Here is an 18,774-nt window from a genome sequence, read left to right as displayed (position 1 = left end):
CCTCAGCGCACCACCCGCCAGGCCTTCAGCGGACCGGGCACGTCGAGCGGCACCAGACGGTCGCTGCGGACCGCGCCGCGCATGAGCCGGGTCGCGAAGGCCGTCTCGGCCTGGAGGTTGTCGGCCGGCCGCGCCGGGCAGGTGACGAGGTAGTCGACCCGGAAGGCGCTCAGCACCCGGTTCAGGTCGGCCTCCGTGCCGCCGAGGCCCTCGATGGCCGCGGTGAGGCCCGGGATGGCCCGGTGGTAGGGCGCGGCGACGATTCGGTGCGGCGTGCGCAGCAGGATCGATGGACCCAGGAAGATCGGCGCCAGCACGGTGCCCTCGGCCAGTCCCGCCAGGGGCCGAACGGCGGGATCGCCGAGGCAGGCGGCGGCCTGGGCCGGGTCGGGCGCGGTGCGGAGGTCGGGCGCGCAGGCCGCGGCCACGATCGCCGGGACCATCCAGAGGCTGCTCACCAGCCCGGCGCCGAGGAGGGCGTGCCCCCAACGTCCGATTCCGGCTCCCGGCAGGGCGGCGGCCGCCAAGGCGCGATCGAGCACGATACCGGCCACCAGCGGCACGAAGCCGGAGGCGATGTAGAGGCCGCGGAACTGGACGAGGCCGAGGATCAGGCCCGGCCAGAGGAACAACGCCACCACCGACCACGCCCGGCGCTCCGGCCCGCGCAATGCCATCCAGGCCGCGGTGAGGCTTGCCAGCAGTAGCACCGGATAGAAAACCAGGGCCTCCCACTGCCCCTGCGTCACAAACTTCGCCAGCGGCGCCATCTCGTTGACCGTGAGCAGCCAATGATCGCGCACCAGGGGCGGCATGTCGGGGAAGGGGCCGTCGAGGCAGGTCGGGAAGGCGGCGGCGAACCCCGCAATCAGCAGGGCGCCGGTGATCCCAGTGAGGGCCGCGCGCGCACCGAGGGTCTCCAGACGACGGCGCGCTGCCGCGGCTCCGACGGCGAAGGCGAGACCGCCGACAGCAAGCCAAAGCCACGGGAGGGAGAGAGCGTCGCACCGTGACGTCGCCCAGAGGGCGGGCGCGGTCTGCAGGGCGAACAAGGCGGGCGCCGCCGCCCCGAGCCCGATGCCGAAACCCGCCAGAAGTGGCAGAGCGGGCCGTCCGCGAAGGCACCAGTCGCCGACGAGATAGAGCGCGGCCAGGGCGACGAAGGGCAGACCTTCGAGCCCGACCGCCAGCGATACGGCAGCCAGGATGCCGCCGATCAGGCCTCTCCGGACGCCGCCGCCGATCATGCAGAAGGCGAGCCCCAAGAGCGCAAGGATCTGGACATTGTGGTGGTCGACCCGGCCCGCCTGGAACTGGATGGTGACCCCATAGGTCTGGGTCGCCGCAATCAGGCCCAGGAGCGCGGCACGACTACCGAAACTGTGCCGGATGCCGCGATAGAGCACCCAGCCGTAGACGCCGAACAGCAGCAGGGGCCAGAGCGCGGCCGTGAACCCCTCGGCGATTGCGCGACCTGCCAGCGGCGTCAGTGCAAGGACCATTCCGGCGATCGTCGCGTCCACGAGGCGCGACCAGTGGCTCGGCACGCCCGAAGGCGCCAGGAACCGATATTGGACGTTGTCGTACCAGCCCTGGCCGGCCAGCAGGTCGCGGACCTCCACGAGGCGCATGGCGTCGTCGGTATCGGGGACGCGCAGGTGCCGGATCGTTTCCCAGACGTCATGGGGCGCGTTCATCGTCGCGAGGCAGAGGGCGACGAGGATCCACAGGAGCGTGCGGGTCTCGGTTCGCCCGCGCGGCGGAAAGAGCGTCAGTGCCGTAGCCGGCATGGTTGGGTCACCCGGGCGGGCGGTGGATGCCCTCGCCGCCATGGTCGCGCGGGCGGGCTTAACACCCGGTCAAGGCACCCTCGCGATCCCTCCGATCGGGCACGGACCGGGCGCGCGGCCGTCCGGACGCCAGCGATTCCTTAACCACGACCCCGCATCCTGTAGCCAGGTCGGCGTCTCGCACGTCGCGCGCCGCACCAATCGCCGGAGCATGGGATGAGCCACCACACCGAGACGCTGGTGATCGGCGCAGGGCCTGCGGGCCTCACCGCCGCCTACCTGCTGTCGAAGAAGGGGCGCTCGGTCACCGTTCTGGAGCGGGATCCGGCCCAGGTCGGCGGTATCTCGCGGACCGTCTCGCACAACGGCTACCTGTTCGACATCGGCGGCCACCGCTTCTTCTCGAAATCCCAGGCCGTGGTCGATCTCTGGGACGAGATCCTGCCCAACGACTTCATCGAACGCCCGCGCCTGTCGCGGATCTATTATCGCGGCCGGTACTACGCCTACCCCCTCAAGGCCTTCGAGGCGCTGCGGAACCTCGGGCTGCTGACAAGCGCGGCCTGCGTCGCCTCCTATCTCTACGCCCGCCTGCGGCCGATCGACGAGCCGAAGACCTTCCACGCCTGGGTGCGCAACCAGTTCGGCGAGCGCCTGTTCGCGATCTTCTTCCAGACCTACACCGAGAAGGTGTGGGGCATGTCGTGCGACGCGATCTCGGCCGACTGGGCGGCGCAGCGCATCAAGGGGCTCGACCTCGGTGCCGCGATCCGCGACGGCATCAAGCGCTCGCTGGGCCTGCGCAAGCGCGCACCGGCCGGCGGTCCCGTGATCAAGACCCTCATCGAGTCGTTCCGGTATCCGCGCCGGGGACCCGGCATGATGTGGGAGGCCGCCGCCGCCAAGATCGAGGCTCAGGGCGGGCGTCTATGCCTCGACCGCAGCGTCGATTCCCTCAGCTACGATGCCGGCACCGGCATCTGGACGGTCGCGGCCCGCAGCGCCGACGGCCGGCGCGAGACCTTCACGGCCCGCAACGTCATCTCGTCGGCGCCGGTCCGTGAGCTGGTCGATGCGATCCGGCCTCGGCCGCTGAGCACCTTCAACGCCCGCGCGCTCAAGTACCGCGACTTCCTGACCGTGGCGCTGATCGCCAAGTCCCAGAAGAACTTCCCCGACAACTGGATCTACATCCACGACCCGTCGGTGAAGGTCGGCCGCGTGCAGAACTTCCGCTCGTGGTCCCCCGAGATGGTGCCGGACGAGGACCATACCTGTCTCGGCCTTGAATATTTCTGCTTCGAAGGCGACGGACTCTGGAACGCCGACGATGCCGAGCTGGTGGAACTCGCCAAGCGCGAGATCGGGCAGATCGGCCTGATCGACCCGGCCGACGTGGTTGATGCCTGCGTGGTCCGCCAGCCGAAGGCCTACCCGGTCTACGACGAGGATTACGCCGGCCACGTCGTCACCGTACGCCGGGAGCTGGAGCGGGACTTCCCGAGCCTGCACCTCGTGGGCCGCAACGGCATGCACAAGTACAACAACCAGGACCACGCGATGATGACCGCGATGCTCACCGTGGAGAACATCCTCTGCGGCCGGCGCCGGCACGACGTCTGGCGGGTCAACGAGGACGCCGAGTACACCGAGGCCGGCCTGTCGGGGGCCGCGGCCGCGTTGGGCAGCGAGCGCCTCGTGCCGCGCAAGGTTGCCTGAGCGGGATTCCCTGAGGGCGGATGCCCGAGGCAGAACAGCCGCGACGCCGCGTCACCGGAGCCGCTTGCCGGTTTGTCCTGCGCCTCTATCGTTCCCTCTCGGTAATGCCCTGGACCAAGGGCCGCCGGGAGGATTTGTTTCGATGCGATCTTTGCTTCTCGCCGCGCTCGTCGCGGGCGTGACCATGCCGGCCGCTGTCCTGCCTGCGCTGGCGCAGGGCGCTGCCCCAGCCGAGACCAAAGCCAAGACCGACGACCTCGAGAAGCTCGAGGGCTTCCACAGCACGGACACCCAGGCCGCCGCCGAAATCCCGCAGACCGGGCGGCGCGCGGACGCGATCCGCAAGAACCTGTCGAAGATCAAGCTGCCGGACGGCTTCAAGATCGACCTCTACGCGGTGGTGCCGGATGCCCGCGCCATCGCGGTCGGTCCCAATGCCGGCGTGCTGTTCGTCGGCACCCGCAAGAGCAAGATCTACACGGTCACCGACCGCGACAAGGACCGGGTCGCCGACGAGGTCCGCCCCTTCGCCCCCGGGATCACGTTCAAGATCCCCAACGGCGTCTGCTTCTCGAAGGACGGCGTGCTCACCGTGGTCGAGCAGAACCGCGTGCTGGCCTTCCCGGCCGCCGAGTTCTTCTACGAGAATCCGGATGTCGCCGCCGGCGTGCTGGTCAAGCAGGGCGACCTGATTCCGGCCGGCGAGGAGAGCTTCAATCACACCGCCCGCGTCTGCCGCGTCGGGCCGGACGGCAAGACCTACATCGCCCTGGGCCAGCCCTACAACGTGCCGCCGCCCGAGAAGATGGACCTCTACAAGAAGGCCGGCATCGGCGGCATCATCCGGATCGACGCCGACGGCAAGAACCGCGAGGTCTACGCCACCGGCATCCGCAACTCCGTCGGGATGGACTTCAACACCGACAAGTCGCTCTGGTTCACCGACAATCAGGTCGACGGCATGGGCGACGACAAGCCGCCGGGCGAGCTGAATCACGCCACCAAGGCCGGCCAGAATTTCGGCTTCCCGTGGTTCGGCGGCGGCTCGGTCCGCACGGTCGAGTACAAGGACCAGGCCCCGCCCGCCGACGCGGTCGCCCCGATGGCGGAGCTCGCGCCCCACGCCGCCGATCTCGGCATGACGTTCTACAACGGCAAGCAGTTTCCGGCCTCGTACAAGGGCGGTATCTTCATCGCCGAGCACGGGTCCTGGAACCGCACCGAGCCGGTGGGCGCCCGGGTGATGTTCGGCAAGCTCGGAGCCGACGGGAAGGTCGAGTCGGTCAAGCCCTTCGCGGAAGGCTGGCTCACCGGCGACGGCGAGTATCTCGGGCGTCCGGTGGACGTGGCGGTGATGCTCGACGGGTCGCTGCTGGTCTCAGACGATTCCGCCGGGGCGATCTACCGGATCTCCTACGAGAAGTAGTTTTTGTGACTGGGCGCCCCCCATCGAAAGGGGCGCCCCGGCGCGAACGGGCGCGACGCACCCCCTCTCCCGTCCGGGAGAGGGTTGGGGTGAGGGGTGCGCCGTCTCCGGAATGATCCGATCCCTCACCCTGTCCCTCTCCCGAGCGGGAGAGGGGACCCGCGCCCCGTTCGGCAGCGCGCGGTCCAATCTTGACCGGTCAGAGAATTCGAGCCCGCCCGATGATTCGCTTGCTTCTCCTACTGGCCGCCACCCTCGTCCCGCTCTCGGCCCAGGCCGGCGACGCGGCCGCGGGCAAGAAGCGCGCGACCGCCTGCCAGACCTGCCACGGGATGGACGGGCTCTCGAAGCTGCCGGAGGCGCCGAACCTCGCCGGGCAGGTCGAACCCTATCTGGTGAAGGCGCTCACCGAATACCGCGACGGCAAGCGGCAGAACGAGATCATGAACGTGGTCGCGAAGGAGCTGTCGGACGCCGACATCGCCAATCTGGCGGCGTACTATTCCGGCATCCAGATCGACGTGCTGCCGCCCGGGTAGCCTGAACGGTCTTTGCGAGCGGAGCGAAGCAATCCAGTTGCGCCACGTTCACCGATGTCGCGCGACCCTGGATTGCTTCACTCCGCTCGCAAAGACGCGGCGGATCAATCATCCATCTTCAGGGCGGCGATGAACGCCTCCTGGGGGATCTCGACGCGCCCGAACTGGCGCATCTTCTTCTTGCCTTCCTTCTGCTTGTCCAAGAGCTTGCGCTTACGCGAGATGTCGCCGCCGTAGCACTTGGCGGTGACGTCCTTGGACAGGGCCTTGATCGTCTCGCGGGCGATGATCTTGCCGCCGATCGCCGCCTGGACGGGGATCTGGAACAGGTGGCGGGGGATCAGGTCCTTCAGCTTCTCGCACATGGCCCGGCCGCGCGATTCCGCGCGGGTGCGGTGGACCAGCATCGAGAGGGCGTCCACCGGCTCGGCATTCACCAGGATCGACATCTTCACGAGGTCGCCCTCGCGGTAATCCGAGACGTGGTAATCGAACGAGGCGTAGCCCTTCGAGATCGACTTCAGCCGGTCGTAAAAATCGAACACCACCTCGTTCAGCGGCAGGTCGTAGACCACCATGGCGCGCTTGCCGACGTAGTTGAGATCGCTCTGGACGCCGCGGCGGTCCTGGCAGAGCTTCAGCACGCCGCCGAGATACTCGTCGGGCGTCAGGATCGTGGCGCGGATCCAGGGCTCCTCGATCGACTCGATCTTCATGATGTCCGGCATATCGGCCGGGTTGTGGAGTTCCTTCACCTCGCCGTCGCGCATCTTCAGGCGGTAGACCACCGAGGGCGCCGTGGAGATCAGGTCGAGGTTGAACTCGCGCTCCAGCCGCTCCTGGATGATCTCCAGGTGCAGGAGCCCGAGGAAGCCGCAGCGGAACCCGAAGCCGAGGGCGGCCGAACTCTCCATCTCGTAGGAGAACGAGGCGTCGTTGAGCCGGAGCCGGCCCATGGCCGAGCGCAGGTTCTCGAACTCGGCCGCGTCCACCGGGAACAGGCCGCAGAACACCACCGCCTGGACTTCCTTGAAGCCCGGCAGCATCTCGGTGGTCTGGCGCTTGTCCTCGGTGATGGTGTCGCCGACGCGGGTGTCGGCCACCTCCTTGATCGAGCCGGTGAAGAAGCCGACCTCGCCCGGACCCAGCGCGTCGATATCGGCCATCTTCGGCCGGAACACGCCGATCCGGTCGACGCCGTAGACCGCGTCGGCGCCCATCATGCGGATGGTCATGCCCTTCTTGAGGGTGCCGTCGATGATCCGCACCAGCACCACGACGCCGAGATAGGCATCGTACCAGCTGTCCACGAGGAGCGCCTTCAAGGGCGCGTCGCGGTTGCCCTTCGGGGCCGGCAGGCGCGTGACGATCGCCTCCAGCACCGCCTCGATATTGAGCCCTGTCTTGGCCGAGATCGGCACGGCTTGGGAGGCGTCGAGGCCGATCACCTCCTCGATCTGCTCCTTGACGCGCTCCGGTTCGGCGGCCGGCAGATCGACCTTGTTGAGGACCGGCACGATCTCGTGGTTGGCATCGAGCGCCTGATAGACGTTGGCGAGGGTCTGCGCCTCCACGCCCTGGGAGGCGTCCACCACCAGCAGCGAGCCCTCGCAGGCGGCCAGCGAGCGCGACACCTCGTAGGCGAAGTCGACGTGGCCGGGCGTGTCCATCAGGTTCAGGACGTAATCCTTGCCGTCCTGCGCCTTGTATTCCAAGCGCACGGTCTGCGCCTTGATGGTGATTCCGCGCTCCTTCTCGATATCCATCGAGTCGAGCATCTGCTCACTCATGTCGCGCAGCGCGACGGTGCCGGTGGCCTGGATCAGCCGGTCCGCCAGAGTCGATTTGCCGTGGTCGATATGCGCGACGATCGAGAAGTTGCGGATGGATTCGATCGGGGCTGTCATCGGCATTCCGTTCGGGCGCGCGCCGGCGCGCACCGTCTGATGTCGGGGCGTATTCGAATGGATCGGCTGCTGCGCGAGATAGCAGCGCCACGGGAAGGCGCCAAGCGCACCCGCGGTCGGCGCGCCATCCTGTCACCCGGGGCCGGAAGGACGGATCCCGAAAAACCGACGGGGGCCGGACGGGTCCGGCCCCCGGGGTCAGGGACGCAAGGTCCTGGCTTCGCTCCGCGCGAGCCGCTCAGCGGCCGCGATCGCGGATCAGACGCTCGATCTCGGCTTCGCCGTGGGAGCGCGCCTTGGCCTCGGTCGGGTGCTTCCGGTCCGAACGCTGGTGCAACTTCCCGTGCTTCCGGATGCTCCACTGGAACATCGAGCCGCTCTCGCCGACCGGCTCGACGTCGAGGCTGAAGGGGTAGGTATCTGTCTGGGTATCGCTCATAGCGCGGATATGGGGCATTCAGCGACGTTTCGCCATGCCCCATCGCGAAGTCCTTACATCGCGTCGTTGCATCATCACGTCTCCGACCCGGTTGCGCGCGCACGCGCGGCCATGGCAACGAGGCTTTTGCGCAGTGCTCCCATGTCGGCGACGCGTTCCGGGTAGAGCACCCGGGCGGTGCGGTCCCCCGCCATCAGGTCCATGCCCTCGGGGTCGAGGCCGGTGAGTCGCCAGGGCAGCCCGGCCTCGCCGCCGGCGCCGATCGCGTAGAGCGCCAGCGCGTCGGCGTGGCCGGCATTCATGTGCTCCACGGCGCCGCGCTCGGCTGCCACCACGGCCTCCGCGCCCGCGAGGTCGAGGAGCAGTTGGTCGCGGGTCAGCGTCGCGGCCTTTGCGAAGCCGCCGTTGAGGTGACCCGATTCGGGATCCAGGGCGAAAAAGCCGAAATCCGGGAAGTCGGCGTAGAGCTTCGCCTTGGGATGGCGGGCGAGGAACCGCTCCCGCGCCCGGGGCTCGCTGGTCTGAACCGCACAGCCGACGACCGTCAGACGAGGATGGGCGAGGGGATCGCCCTTGCCGCCCTGCGAGAATAGCAGCGAGCAGCGCGGATCGGCCAACAGGTTGCGTGTGTGGGCCGACAGCCGCGACAGCAGCATCAGCGGCGTCCCGTCCGCGTCGGTGGCCATCGTCACCAGCGACGCGAACGGGGTGCCGTCCGGGTCGAGGGTCGCGAGGGCGCCGGACCGGATGCCGCGCAGCAGGCTGCGCGACAGCCCGATCGCGTCGAACGGCGCCGCCTCGGCGGGCAGCGGACGGGCCGGGCCGCCCGCGCCCGGACCGCTCTCGATCGTCTCATCCATCCGCGATTCCTCCCCGCTCGCAMGACCGCCTTCATCGGCTGCCACGTTAGCGGTGTCGGGGCGGAATGCGAGGCGCCCGACCCGCGTCAGATCGGCCGTCGACGTCGGACGTTACGGCCAAGCTATGACCGCCGCTCGCTTTTTCCGATCGGCCGTACTAAAGCACCTGTCCCTTTGCGTGCGCCGGGCTGCGCCGAAACCGCCCGGTTCGCGTTTTGTCTGCCCCTCGGGGGCCGGGATGCGGCGCGGCCTGTGCGTAAAGCCGGGACCGCGCCTTCRCCCGTTCAGTCAGGGACCGCGCATGCCGACCATCGCCCTCGTCGACGACGACCGGAATATCCTCACCTCTGTGTCGATCGCGCTGGAGACCGAAGGCTACCGCATCCAGACCTACACGGACGGTGCCTCCGCCCTGGACGGTCTGCGACACTCGCCGCCGGATCTCGCCATCTTCGACATCAAGATGCCGCGCATGGACGGCATGGAGCTTCTCCGACGCCTGCGGCAGAAATCTGACCTTCCCGTGATCTTCCTGACGTCGAAGGACGAGGAGATCGACGAGCTGTTCGGCCTGAAGATGGGCGCCGACGATTTCATCCATAAGCCGTTCTCGCAGCGGCTGCTGGTGGAACGCGTCAAGGCCGTCCTCCGGCGTTTCGCCAAGGAGGCCCCGGGCGCGACGCGCAGCGGCGAGGCCGAAATCGCGGCCCGCTCCCTGGAGCGCGGTGCGCTGATGATGGATCCCGAGCGCCACACCTGCACCTGGAAGGGCGAGCCCGTGACCCTCACGGTTACGGAGTTCCTGATTCTCCAGGCGCTGGCCMAGCGCCCCGGCGTGGTGAAGAGCCGGAACGCCCTGATGGATGCGGCCTACGACGATCAGGTCTACGTGGATGACCGGACGATCGACAGCCACATCAAGCGCCTGCGGAAGAAGTTCAAGGTGACGGACCAGGCCTTCGACATGATCGAGACGCTCTACGGCGTCGGCTACCGGTTCAAGGAGGCATGATCTTCAGGATCCTCGCCGCGTGACCGCCCGCACTCCTTCCCAGACTGAGGATGCCCGACCCCGCACCTCCCTGGCCCAGGCCCTGTCCCGCCCGCTCGCGTTGCCCCGCGCCCTGTGGGACGCCGTCGGCCAGCGCGCCTCGTCGAGCCTGACGCGGCGCATCGTCGTCCTTAACCTCGTCGGGCTGATCGCCCTGCTCGTCGGGTTTCTCTACCTGAACCAGTTCCGCCAGGGCCTGATCCAGGCACGGATCCAGAGCCTCGCCATCCAGGGCGAGATCATCGCGGGGGCGATCGCGGCTTCGGCGTCGGTGGACACCGATACGATCCGCATCGATCCCGACAAACTGCTCCAGCAGCAGGCCGGCGAGGCCGCCGAGGAGGAATCACAGCCGCTCGCGTTCTCGCTCAACCCCGAGAAGGTGGCGCCCCTCCTGTCGCGCCTCGTGACGCCGACGGGTAACCGCGCCCGGGTCTACGATCAGGAGGGCGGCCTCCTGTTCGACACCCGCACCCTGTTCAAGCGCGGCGACGCGAGCCGCCCCGATCCGCTGGAGCCGAAGCCCCACAAGCCCGGGATGCTCGAATCCGCGTTCGAGGCGGTCCAGTCGAAGCTCGGCGGCCTGTTCCGCGGCCGGACCGACGCGACCGAGGAAACGGGGCCGGTGAACGGCCATTCCCTCCGAGAGGTCCAAGCGGCCCTCGGCGGCAACCGCGGCAGCCTCGTCCGCCGCAACAAGCTCGGCGAGACCACGGTCTCGGTTGCGGTGCCGATCCACCGGGCCGGCTCGGTCCGCGGCGCCCTGCTGATCTCGACCCAGGGCGACGCCATCGACCGGGTCATCGCCTCGGAACGATTCGGCCTGCTGCAGGTGTTCCTCGTGGCATCGGCGGTGATGGTGGTCCTGTCGTTCCTCCTGGCCGGCGCCATCGCGGGTCCGGTGCGGCGCCTCGCGGAGGCGGCCGAGAAGGTCCGCATGGGCATCAAGACCCGCGAGGAAATCCCCGATTTCACGGAGCGCACCGACGAGATCGGCCACCTGTCGGGCGCCTTGCGCGACATGACCCAGGCGCTCTACCGGCGGATCGACGCCATCGAGAGCTTCGCGGCCGATGTCAGCCACGAGTTGAAGAACCCCCTGACCTCCCTCCGCAGCGCTGTGGAGACGCTACCGCTCGCGAAGTCGGACGAGTCCCGCGGCCGCCTGATGGCGATCATCCAGCATGACGTGAAGCGCCTCGACCGGCTGATCAGCGACATCGCCGACGCTTCGCGGCTCGATGCCGAACTGGCGCGGGCGGAGGCGCGGCGGGTCGATCTGCGGCGGCTTCTCACCACCGTCGTTTCCGTCGCCAACGAGCGGCGGCGCCCGAAGGACTGCCTGATTCAGCTCGACGTCGAATCGACCGGATCCGAGCAGGATGCGCCGTTCACGATCATCGGTCACGACAGCCGGCTCGGGCAGGTCGTCAACAACCTCCTCGACAACGCCCGCTCATTCTCGCCGAGCGACGCCAAGGTCCGGGTCGTGCTGCGCCGGGTTCGCGGCGAGGTGGAGATGATCTGCGAGGACGAAGGGCCGGGCATCCCCGAGCACGCGTTGGAGCGGATCTTCGAGCGCTTCTACACCGACCGTCCGGAGCAGGGCTTCGGCCAGAATTCGGGTCTCGGCCTGTCGATCTCCCGCCAGATCGTGCAGGCTCATCGCGGTACGATCCGGGCCGAGAACCGTCCCGGTGCCCCCGATGAGGACGGCGAGCCGACGGTGCGGGGCGCGCGCTTCGTCGTGCGCCTGCCGGCGGCACCGCGGCAGCTTCACGCCTGATGATCACCCTTCACGGCGCCTGCGTCGCGCTGTGCGGGTCCGGGATCCTGATCCGCGGGCCGTCCGGAGCCGGCAAATCCAGCCTCGCCCTGTTCCTCGCCACCGCGGCGGACGGAGCCTTCGTGGCCGACGATCGGGTCGTCTGCATGGCGCGCGACGGGCGACTCGTCGCCTCCCCACATCCGGCGCTGGCCGGGCGGGTCGAGGTCCGGGGGCAGGGGATCCTTTCGGTGGCCGATCTCGGTCTACCGTCCGCGCCGGAGGCGGTGCTGCATCTCGCCGTAGATCTCGTCGATTCGGCGATGCGCCTGCCGGAGCCGCCAGCGGATGCGGTGCTCCTCGGAATCACCCTGCATCGCCTCGTGCTCGATCGCGGTGCCCGTTCGGCCGGCCTTGCCCCGCTCCTGATCCGTGCGGCACTGCGAAAACATCATCCGTGACTTCGCAGCCGCACAGGCCGCTTGAGTCGCGCAACATTGGTATACCCCCATGGCGCGCACGAAGCGCGCGTGGCATGATCGCGGCAATGTCCGGGCAAAAAAGTCGCGTTCGCCTTGTTGGGGGCTGTGCGATGCACAACATGGCGACACACACAGGACGTTGGAACACGTGTCCATGATTGGCATGGTGCTCGTCACCCACGGGCTACTGGCGACCGAATTCAAGGCCGCTCTGGAGCACGTGGTCGGCCCACAGGATCAGATCGAGACGATCACGATCGGGCCGGAGGACGATATGGAATTGCGACGCCGGGACATCATGTCCGCGGTCTGTCGCGTGAATACCGGAGAGGGCGTGGTGGTGCTGACCGACATGTTCGGCGGCACCCCCTCCAATCTTGCCCTCTCCTGCATGAACGGCGGCTCCGTTGAGGTGGTGGCCGGAATCAATCTGCCGATGCTGATCAAGCTTGCCAGCGTCCGCGACGAGGAGAAGCTCGGCGACGCCGTGCTCCACGCTCAGGAAGCCGGTCGAAAATACATCAACGTCGCCTCGCGAGTTCTCGCGGGTAAGTAGTTTACCTCGGTCAGGACTCCAGTACGGCCGCCCTGGGGGCCGACCGTCGCGCGCTGACGGTGATTCCCACGGATGCCGCGATCACCATTGCGATCGCGAGCCACTGCACGGCGCTGATTTGCTCTCCCAACAGGATGAGTCCCGCGCAGGCCGCAACGGCCGGCTCCACGCTCATCAGGACACCGAAGCTCTTCCGATCGAGTCGGCGCAGGGCGATCATCTCCAGCGAGTAGGGCAGGGCGCTCGACATCAGCGCCACCGCGAGGCCCGCAGCCAGGATGCCGGGCGCGAGCAGGGCCGAACCGGCCTCCGCGATGCCGAAGGGCGCCACGACGAGCGCAGCCGTTAACATCCCCAGAGACACGGCCTGGCCGCCATCGATGCGCCCGGCCCGCTGCCCGAACAGGATGTAGAGCGCCCAGGCCAGCGCCGCACCGAGGTCGAGCAGGATGCCGACGGGATCGAGCCCGTCCGTGGTGGCGATCGGCAGCAGCAGCGTCAGCCCGGCCACCGCCACACCGATCCACAGGAAATCCGAGCGGCGGCGGGACGCGATCAGCGCAACGGCCAGAGGACCGACGAACTCGATGGCCACGGCCGGTCCGAGGGGCAGGCGCGCCAGGGCGAGGTAGAATAGCAGGTTCATCAGCCCGAGGGCGGTCCCGTAGAGGGCGATCCAGCCGGCCTCGCGCGCCGGAAGGCTGCGTCGCCATGGCTGCCAGACGGCAATCAGGATCAGCGCCGAGAAGCCGACCCGCAGGGCGGACGTCCCGGCTGCGCCGACCGCCGGGAACAGACTCTTGGCGAAGGTCGCGCCGCACTGGAGGGAGAGCATGCCGGTGACGAGGGCCGCCACCGAGAGAACAGTATCGCCGACGCCGAACCTGTTGTGTGACACGCGTCGACATTCCTCAGGATCGCGATCCGGCGCAGGGATAGCAGCCTCGGCGTCCGATCTGGGCGTGGCCGGCAGAGCGGCCGTCCTCGTGACGCTTCGATGCATCGCCGCCCCGGCCGGCCGCACCGAAGCGCGGCCCCTCCCGCCTATGTGAAAGGTGGCCCGAGGGCCGGGGACGCGCACCGGCGGATCCCGATCCGGGCAGTCCTCAGAGGATGAACCGGCTCAGATCCGCATTCGCCGCCAGATCCTGCACGCGGTCGCGCACGTAGGCGGCGTCGATCGGCACCGTTTCGCCGGATCGGTCCGTCGCCGTGAAGGAGATCTCGTCGATCACCCGCTCCAGGACCGTCTGAAGCCGGCGGGCACCGATGTTCTCCACCGATGAGTTCACCTCGACGGCGACACGGGCGAGGGCGTCCACGGCGTCCTCGGTGAAGGTGAGGATCACGCCCTCCGTCTCCATCAGGGCCACGGTCTGCTTGATCAGGCTCGCCTCTGTGGCGGTGAGGATCTGCTTGAAGTCGTCCACCGTCAGCGGCTGGAGCTCCACCCGGATCGGCAGCCGGCCCTGCAACTCGGGCAGGAGGTCGGACGGCTTCGAGACGTGGAAGGCGCCCGAGGCAATGAAGAGAATGTGGTCGGTCTTCACCGGCCCGTGCTTGGTGGTGACGGTGGTGCCCTCGATCAACGGCAGCAGGTCGCGCTGAACGCCCTCGCGGGACACGTCGCCGGAGGTGCGGCCCTCGCGGGCGCAGATCTTGTCGATCTCGTCGAGGAACACGATGCCGTTGTTCTCGACCTCGCCGATCGCCTCACGGACCAGCGCCTCGTCGTCGACGAGCTTGTCGGATTCCTCGGCCATCAACGGTGCGTAGGCGTCCCGCACCAAGATCCGGCGCGGCTTGCCGCGCTGGCCGCCGAGCGCCTTGCCGAGCATGTCGCCGATGTTGATCGCGCCCATGGACGCGCCCGGCATGCCGGGGATCTCGAACATCGGCATGCCGGTGGGGGCGCCGGACGTCAGCTCCAGCTCGACTTCCTTGTCGTCGAGTTCGCTGTTGCGCAGCTTGCGCCGGAAACTGTCGCGGGTGGACTGGCTGGCGGTCGGCCCGACGAGGGCGTCGAGGAGCCGGTTCTCGGCCGCAGCTTCGGCCTTGGCCTTAACGCCCTCCCGCTTTGCCTGCCGGGTCAGGCCGATCGCCACCTCCACGAGGTCGCGGACGATTTGCTCGACGTCGCGGCCGACATAGCCGACCTCGGTGAATTTGGTGGCTTCGATCTTGAGGAACGGCGCATTGGCGAGGCGGGCGAGGCGGCGCGCGATCTCGGTCTTGCCGCAGCCGGTCGGCCCGATCATCAGGATGTTCTTGGGCGCGACCTCCTCACGGAGAGGTCCTGTGAGCTGCTGGCGCCGCCAGCGATTGCGCAACGCGATCGCCACGGCGCGCTTGGCGTCGTGCTGTCCGACGATGAAGCGATCGAGTTCGGACACGATCTCGCGCGGAGAGAACGTCGTCACCGCTGTGCCATCCCTGTTCCCGGCCCGAATGCGGCCCCGCGCCGGGAATGGGGTTCCGCGCCGCCCCGCGCAAGGGGCGAGGCGCGGTCAGATAGCCGCCTCAGTGCGTCGCCGGGACCGCGCCCGTACCGTCCTTGTCGTGCTGGCCGAACCGCTCCACCAGGGTCGTGCTCGCCGCATTGAGCCCCACGACCGCGACGTCGCGGCCGCGGGCGCGGGCCTTGAGCACCACGCGGTCGAGGGCGGCGACGGCCGAGATGTCCCAGAAATGCGCCGCGTGGACGTCGATCACGAGTCGCTCGACCGGCTCGAGCACGTCGATTGCCTCCGAGAAGGTGCCCGCCGAGGCAAAGAAGACCTGTCCGGAGACGCTGTAGGTCCGGGTCCGCCCGTCCGCCGAGAGGGCCGAGGTGATCCGGTTGAGCCGGGAGACCTTGCCGGCGAAGAACACGCCGGAGAGCAGCACGCCGGCCAGCACGCCGATGGCGAGATCCTTGGTGGCCACCACGACGAGGACGGTCGCCAGCATGACCGCGGAGGAGGGCAGCGGGTTCGTCCGGAGGCGCGCCAGCGAGCGCCAAGAGAACGTGTTGATCGAGACCATGATCATCACGGCGGTGAGCGCCGCCACCGGCACCACGGCGAGCAGGTCCTGAAGCGCCACGAGGAGCAGCAGCAGGAACGCCCCGGCCACCAGGGTCGAGAGACGGCCGCGGGCGCCGGAGGAGACGTTGATCACCGACTGGCCGATCATCGCACAGCCGCCCATGCCGCCGAACACCGCGGAGGCCATGTTGGCGACGCCCTGGCCCATGCATTCGCGATTCTTGTCGCTGCCGGTATCGGTCAGGTCGTCGACGATCTGCGCGGTGAGGAGGCTCTCCAGCAGGCCAACCGCGGCGAGCGTCGCCGCGTAGGGCAGCAGGATCCGGAACGTCTCCCAGGTCAGGGGGACGTCCGGAAGGACGAAGCGCGGCAGTGACGAGGGCAGGGCGCCGAGATGGGCGACCGTCCGGACGTCGAGGTGGAAGACCGCGGTGATCGCCGTCAGCACCGCGATCGCCACGAGGGGCGACGGGATCGCACGGGTGATCCGCGGGAATCCGTAGATGATGGCGAGACCGAGGGCGATCAGACCGTAGGTCGCCGGCGTGACCCCGGTGAGTTCGGGCATCTGCGCCAGGAAGATCAGGATCGCCAGGGCGTTGACGAAGCCGGTCATGACCGATTGCGAGACGAAGCGCATCAGCCGACCGAGCTTCAAAAAGCCCGCCAGGATCTGGATGAGGCCCATCAGGATGGTGGCGGCGAAGAGGTACTGCACCCCGTGCTCCCGCACGAGGTCGACCATCACCACGGCGGTGGCCGCGGTGGCGGCCGAAATCATCGCCGGGCGGCCACCCGCGAAGGCGATGGTGCAGGCGATGACCACGGAGGCGTAGAGGCCGACCTTGGGGTCGACCCCGGCGATCACCGAGAAGCCGATGGCCTCGGGGATCAACGCGAGGGCGACGACGATGCCCGAAAGCGTGTCGCCGCGGATGTTGGATGTCCACGACCGGAGAGATCCGGGCCGTCCGGAGAAGCTGAGTGACATAAGGGAATCCGCACGAGCGGCGCGCCCGCGTCGCTGGCGGGTCCAAACGCGTCTCGAATGCGTGGTCCGGCGGATCGGCGGCCGGAAGAGCCACCCGGGCTTTCACCGGGTCCTTGCGAATGCGCGGACCCTACGGGTGTGTGCGCTGCAATGCAACATGCAGGCGCCGCGACGCGACGCTCAGGCCGCCCGCACCTGCGCCACGAAGCCCGCGACCTCGCCACCAAGCCCGCTGGAACGGCGGGCGATGTCGGCCGCCGCGTCCAGAACCTCGGCGGCGCTGGCGCCGGTGTTCCGGGCCGCTCCGAGGACGAGCGCCATGGTCTCGGTGACGGCGCGAGTGCCGCTCGCGGCTTCGGAAACGCTGCGCGCGATCTCCTGGGTGGCGAGCTGCTGCTCCTCGACGGCCGCGGCAACGCCGAGGGCGATCCCATGCACCTGCTCGATCGTGCCGCCGATCTCCTCGATGGCGGCGACCGCCTCGTGGGTCGCGGCGCGCATCGCCGCGATCTGACCCGCGATCTCGTCGGTGGCCTTGGCGGTCTGCGTTGCCAGATCCTTCACTTCGGTGGCGACGACCGCGAAGCCGCGCCCGGCCTCGCCGGCCCGGGCCGCTTCGATCGTGGCGTTCAGGGCCAGCAGGTTGGTCTGGCCGGCGATGGTGGAGATCAGCGAGACGACCTGGCCGATCCCGTCGGCGCTGCGGGCGAGCGCCTGAACGCTGGACCGGGTCCGTCGCGCCGCCTCGACAGCGCTCTCGGCCGCAGTCGAGGTCTGCGTGACCTGCACGCCGATCTCGCTCGCCGTGGCGGCGAGTTCCTCGGTGGCGGCGGCGACGGCCTCGACGTTGTAGGCTGTGGTCTCGGCCGCTCGGGTAACGGCCTGCGACTGCGTCCCGGCATGCTCGGCGTTGCCCGCCATGGTTGCGGCGGCACGCTCCAGTCCGGCGGCGGCGCCGGCGAGGTGGTCCACCAAGCCGCCAATGCTGCCCTGGAATCGGTCGGCGAGGCCGGACATCTCGGAGCGCTTGCGCGTGTCCGAATCGAGCCGCATCCGGTCATGCTCGTGACGCAGGCTCTCGGACTCCCGCATCGTATCGCTGAACACCTGCATACTCGTCCAGATCGCGCCGATCTCGTCGCGCCCTGGCTTGATCGCCGGCATCGTCAGGTCTCCGCGTGAGAGGCGCTGGATCGCATCCGAGACCGCGCGAAGGGGCCGGGCGATCTGCCGTTGTCCGACGAGGAAGCCGAGGAGGCAGCAGATTGCGGTTCCGGCAAGGGCCAGCCCGAGGAGAAGCAAGGTCCGCGTCTCGAACAACGCCTGCGTATCGGCCTTGATCGCGCTCATCTCATCCCGGCCGCGGGTGACCAGGGTATCGATGCTGGCCTGGAAAGCCTTGCGGTTGGCGCGGTTTGCGTCGTTGAACCCCAGCTCGGCGGCGGCCTTCGGGCCGGACGTGTCGCCGGCATCGGCGAGGGTGCTGCGCAGGTTCCGGAACGCATCGGCGTTGCGCATCATGGTCTCGAAGAGCGGGCGCTCGGCTGCGGTCACCCGTGGTGCCCACTCCGCCCTAAGGGCGTCCATCTCGGCCAAGCCCTTGCGGATGCCGGCTGTGTATTTCGCGGCCTCGGCACGGTCGGCCGACGCATAGACGCCGCGCGAATCCATCGTCACCTCGGCTGCGAGGCGATTGAAATTCGCGGCGTCTAGCGCCCGGATCGACGCGCTCTCGACGTCTGTCAGGGCGCGTTCGAAGCTCTGGAGCGTGGCGACGCTCACCCCGGCCACCACCAGCGTCGTCAGGCTGCAGGCGCCGACAAAGCCCAGAAGTTTTCCGCCGATTTTCATTGGATTTCCAACCGTGGTGGCTCGGTTGGCGCTAAAATGCCGTATATTCGTCAATGCGTCGTAAACCGTCGACGGACGGCAATATTGGTCGTCGTCAAACGTGTGGTGACGGAAGCAGCCGGGCGCGCGGTTCGGAGCGAACCGCGCGGCACCGTTCAGGCGGCTCTGACGTTTTCGAGGAAGCGGCCGACTTCTGCGGTCAGGGCGTGGGATTGCCGCGACAGCTCGGCGGCGGCGCCGAGAACCTGGCTGGCCGCGGCTCCGGTCTCCTCCGCCGCGCCGGCGACGCCGGAGATGTTGCTCGTCACCTCGCCGGCGCCGAGGGCCGCCTGCGCGACGTTGCGGACGATCTCCTGGGTGGCCGCGCCCTGC

Annotated in this window: 15 protein-coding genes, 1 pseudogene and 1 other annotated feature; of the genes and pseudogenes, 7 read left to right on the top strand and 9 right to left on the bottom strand. The window is 68.7% G+C overall.

All coding sequences use genetic code 11. The features are described 5' to 3' along the window. Window positions 1-2 precede the first annotated feature (2 nt). The gene (locus AC1DXK_RS21050) at window positions 3-1,790 is read right to left on the bottom strand and encodes a hypothetical protein (RefSeq protein WP_457105292.1); all 1,788 of its coding nucleotides are present in this window, start codon (window positions 1,788-1,790) and stop codon (window positions 3-5) included. 216 nt (window positions 1,791-2,006) lie between these two features. On the opposite strand from AC1DXK_RS21050, the gene AC1DXK_RS21045 reads away from it, so the two are divergent. From AC1DXK_RS21045 to AC1DXK_RS21035, 3 genes are all read left to right on the top strand, one after another. Then, on the top strand, window positions 2,007-3,509 hold the full coding sequence (locus AC1DXK_RS21045; protein WP_457105293.1) for an NAD(P)/FAD-dependent oxidoreductase: 1,503 nt from the start codon (window positions 2,007-2,009) through the stop codon (window positions 3,507-3,509). 142 nt (window positions 3,510-3,651) lie between these two features. Beyond that, on the top strand, window positions 3,652-4,935 hold the full coding sequence (locus AC1DXK_RS21040) for a PQQ-dependent sugar dehydrogenase (RefSeq protein ID WP_457105294.1): 1,284 nt from the start codon (window positions 3,652-3,654) through the stop codon (window positions 4,933-4,935). Window positions 4,936-5,156: 221 nt separating this feature from the next. Next, a complete protein-coding gene (locus AC1DXK_RS21035; protein ID WP_457105295.1) occupies window positions 5,157-5,474 on the top strand; it encodes a c-type cytochrome in 318 nt (105 codons plus the stop codon). 104 nt (window positions 5,475-5,578) lie between these two features. Here AC1DXK_RS21035 and lepA read toward each other — a convergent pair whose 3' ends face one another. The 3 genes from lepA to AC1DXK_RS21020 form a co-directional block, all read right to left on the bottom strand. Beyond that, window positions 5,579-7,381 carry a translation elongation factor 4 gene (gene lepA / locus AC1DXK_RS21030; RefSeq protein WP_457105296.1) on the bottom strand — a complete coding sequence of 601 codons (1,803 nt, stop codon included), beginning with the start codon at window positions 7,379-7,381 and terminating at the stop codon, window positions 5,579-5,581. Window positions 7,382-7,619: 238 nt separating this feature from the next. Then, window positions 7,620-7,820, bottom strand: coding sequence for a hypothetical protein (locus tag AC1DXK_RS21025; RefSeq protein ID WP_457105297.1), 201 nt, complete (start codon window positions 7,818-7,820; stop codon window positions 7,620-7,622). Window positions 7,821-7,894: 74 nt separating this feature from the next. Further along, window positions 7,895-8,680 (bottom strand): HugZ family pyridoxamine 5'-phosphate oxidase, encoded by a 786-nt coding sequence (locus tag AC1DXK_RS21020; protein WP_477298949.1) that lies wholly within the window; start codon window positions 8,678-8,680, stop codon window positions 7,895-7,897. Window positions 8,681-8,981: 301 nt separating this feature from the next. On the opposite strand from AC1DXK_RS21020, the gene AC1DXK_RS21015 reads away from it, so the two are divergent. From AC1DXK_RS21015 to AC1DXK_RS21000, 4 genes are all read left to right on the top strand, one after another. Beyond that, the gene (locus tag AC1DXK_RS21015) at window positions 8,982-9,692 is read left to right on the top strand and encodes a response regulator transcription factor (protein WP_477298947.1); all 711 of its coding nucleotides are present in this window, start codon (window positions 8,982-8,984) and stop codon (window positions 9,690-9,692) included. Between the two features lie 19 nt (window positions 9,693-9,711). Further along, entirely contained in the window at window positions 9,712-11,517 is a 1,806-nt protein-coding gene (locus AC1DXK_RS21010; RefSeq protein WP_477298945.1) for a stimulus-sensing domain-containing protein, read from the top strand. Beyond that, window positions 11,517-11,957 (top strand): HPr kinase/phosphorylase, encoded by a 441-nt coding sequence (locus AC1DXK_RS21005; RefSeq protein WP_457105301.1) that lies wholly within the window; start codon window positions 11,517-11,519, stop codon window positions 11,955-11,957. Before AC1DXK_RS21010 ends, AC1DXK_RS21005 begins: the two co-directional genes overlap by 1 nt. A gap of 175 nt (window positions 11,958-12,132) precedes the next feature. After that, window positions 12,133-12,534 carry a PTS sugar transporter subunit IIA gene (locus tag AC1DXK_RS21000; RefSeq protein WP_043351658.1) on the top strand — a complete coding sequence of 134 codons (402 nt, stop codon included), beginning with the start codon at window positions 12,133-12,135 and terminating at the stop codon, window positions 12,532-12,534. 10 nt (window positions 12,535-12,544) lie between these two features. On the opposite strand, the gene AC1DXK_RS20995 is transcribed toward AC1DXK_RS21000, so the two are convergent. The 5 genes and pseudogenes from AC1DXK_RS20995 to AC1DXK_RS20975 all read right to left on the bottom strand — a co-directional run. Further along, complete coding sequence (locus tag AC1DXK_RS20995) at window positions 12,545-13,432, bottom strand: EamA family transporter (protein WP_457105302.1); 888 nt, start codon at window positions 13,430-13,432, stop codon at window positions 12,545-12,547. Between the two features lie 208 nt (window positions 13,433-13,640). Continuing rightward, window positions 13,641-14,954, bottom strand: coding sequence for an ATP-dependent protease ATPase subunit HslU (hslU, locus tag AC1DXK_RS20990; RefSeq protein WP_457105303.1), 1,314 nt, complete (start codon window positions 14,952-14,954; stop codon window positions 13,641-13,643). Between the two features lie 100 nt (window positions 14,955-15,054). Continuing rightward, the gene (locus AC1DXK_RS20985; RefSeq protein ID WP_457105304.1) at window positions 15,055-16,551 is read right to left on the bottom strand and encodes a SulP family inorganic anion transporter; all 1,497 of its coding nucleotides are present in this window, start codon (window positions 16,549-16,551) and stop codon (window positions 15,055-15,057) included. 60 nt (window positions 16,552-16,611) lie between these two features. After that, window positions 16,612-16,667: a sequence feature (sul1 is cis-regulatory element that is thought to sense ions involved in sulfur or methionine metabolism; They are found in Alphaproteobacteria), on the bottom strand. A 64-nt stretch (window positions 16,668-16,731) separates the two neighbouring features. Beyond that, entirely contained in the window at window positions 16,732-18,402 is a 1,671-nt protein-coding gene (locus tag AC1DXK_RS20980) for a methyl-accepting chemotaxis protein (RefSeq protein WP_457105305.1), read from the bottom strand. 155 nt (window positions 18,403-18,557) lie between these two features. Next, window positions 18,558-18,774, bottom strand: a pseudogene (locus AC1DXK_RS20975) (methyl-accepting chemotaxis protein); the annotation flags it as partial.

It is taken from the genome of Methylobacterium sp. P3_A11, assembly GCF_056403155.1.
This window is presented reverse-complemented; position numbering and strand designations above follow the sequence as displayed.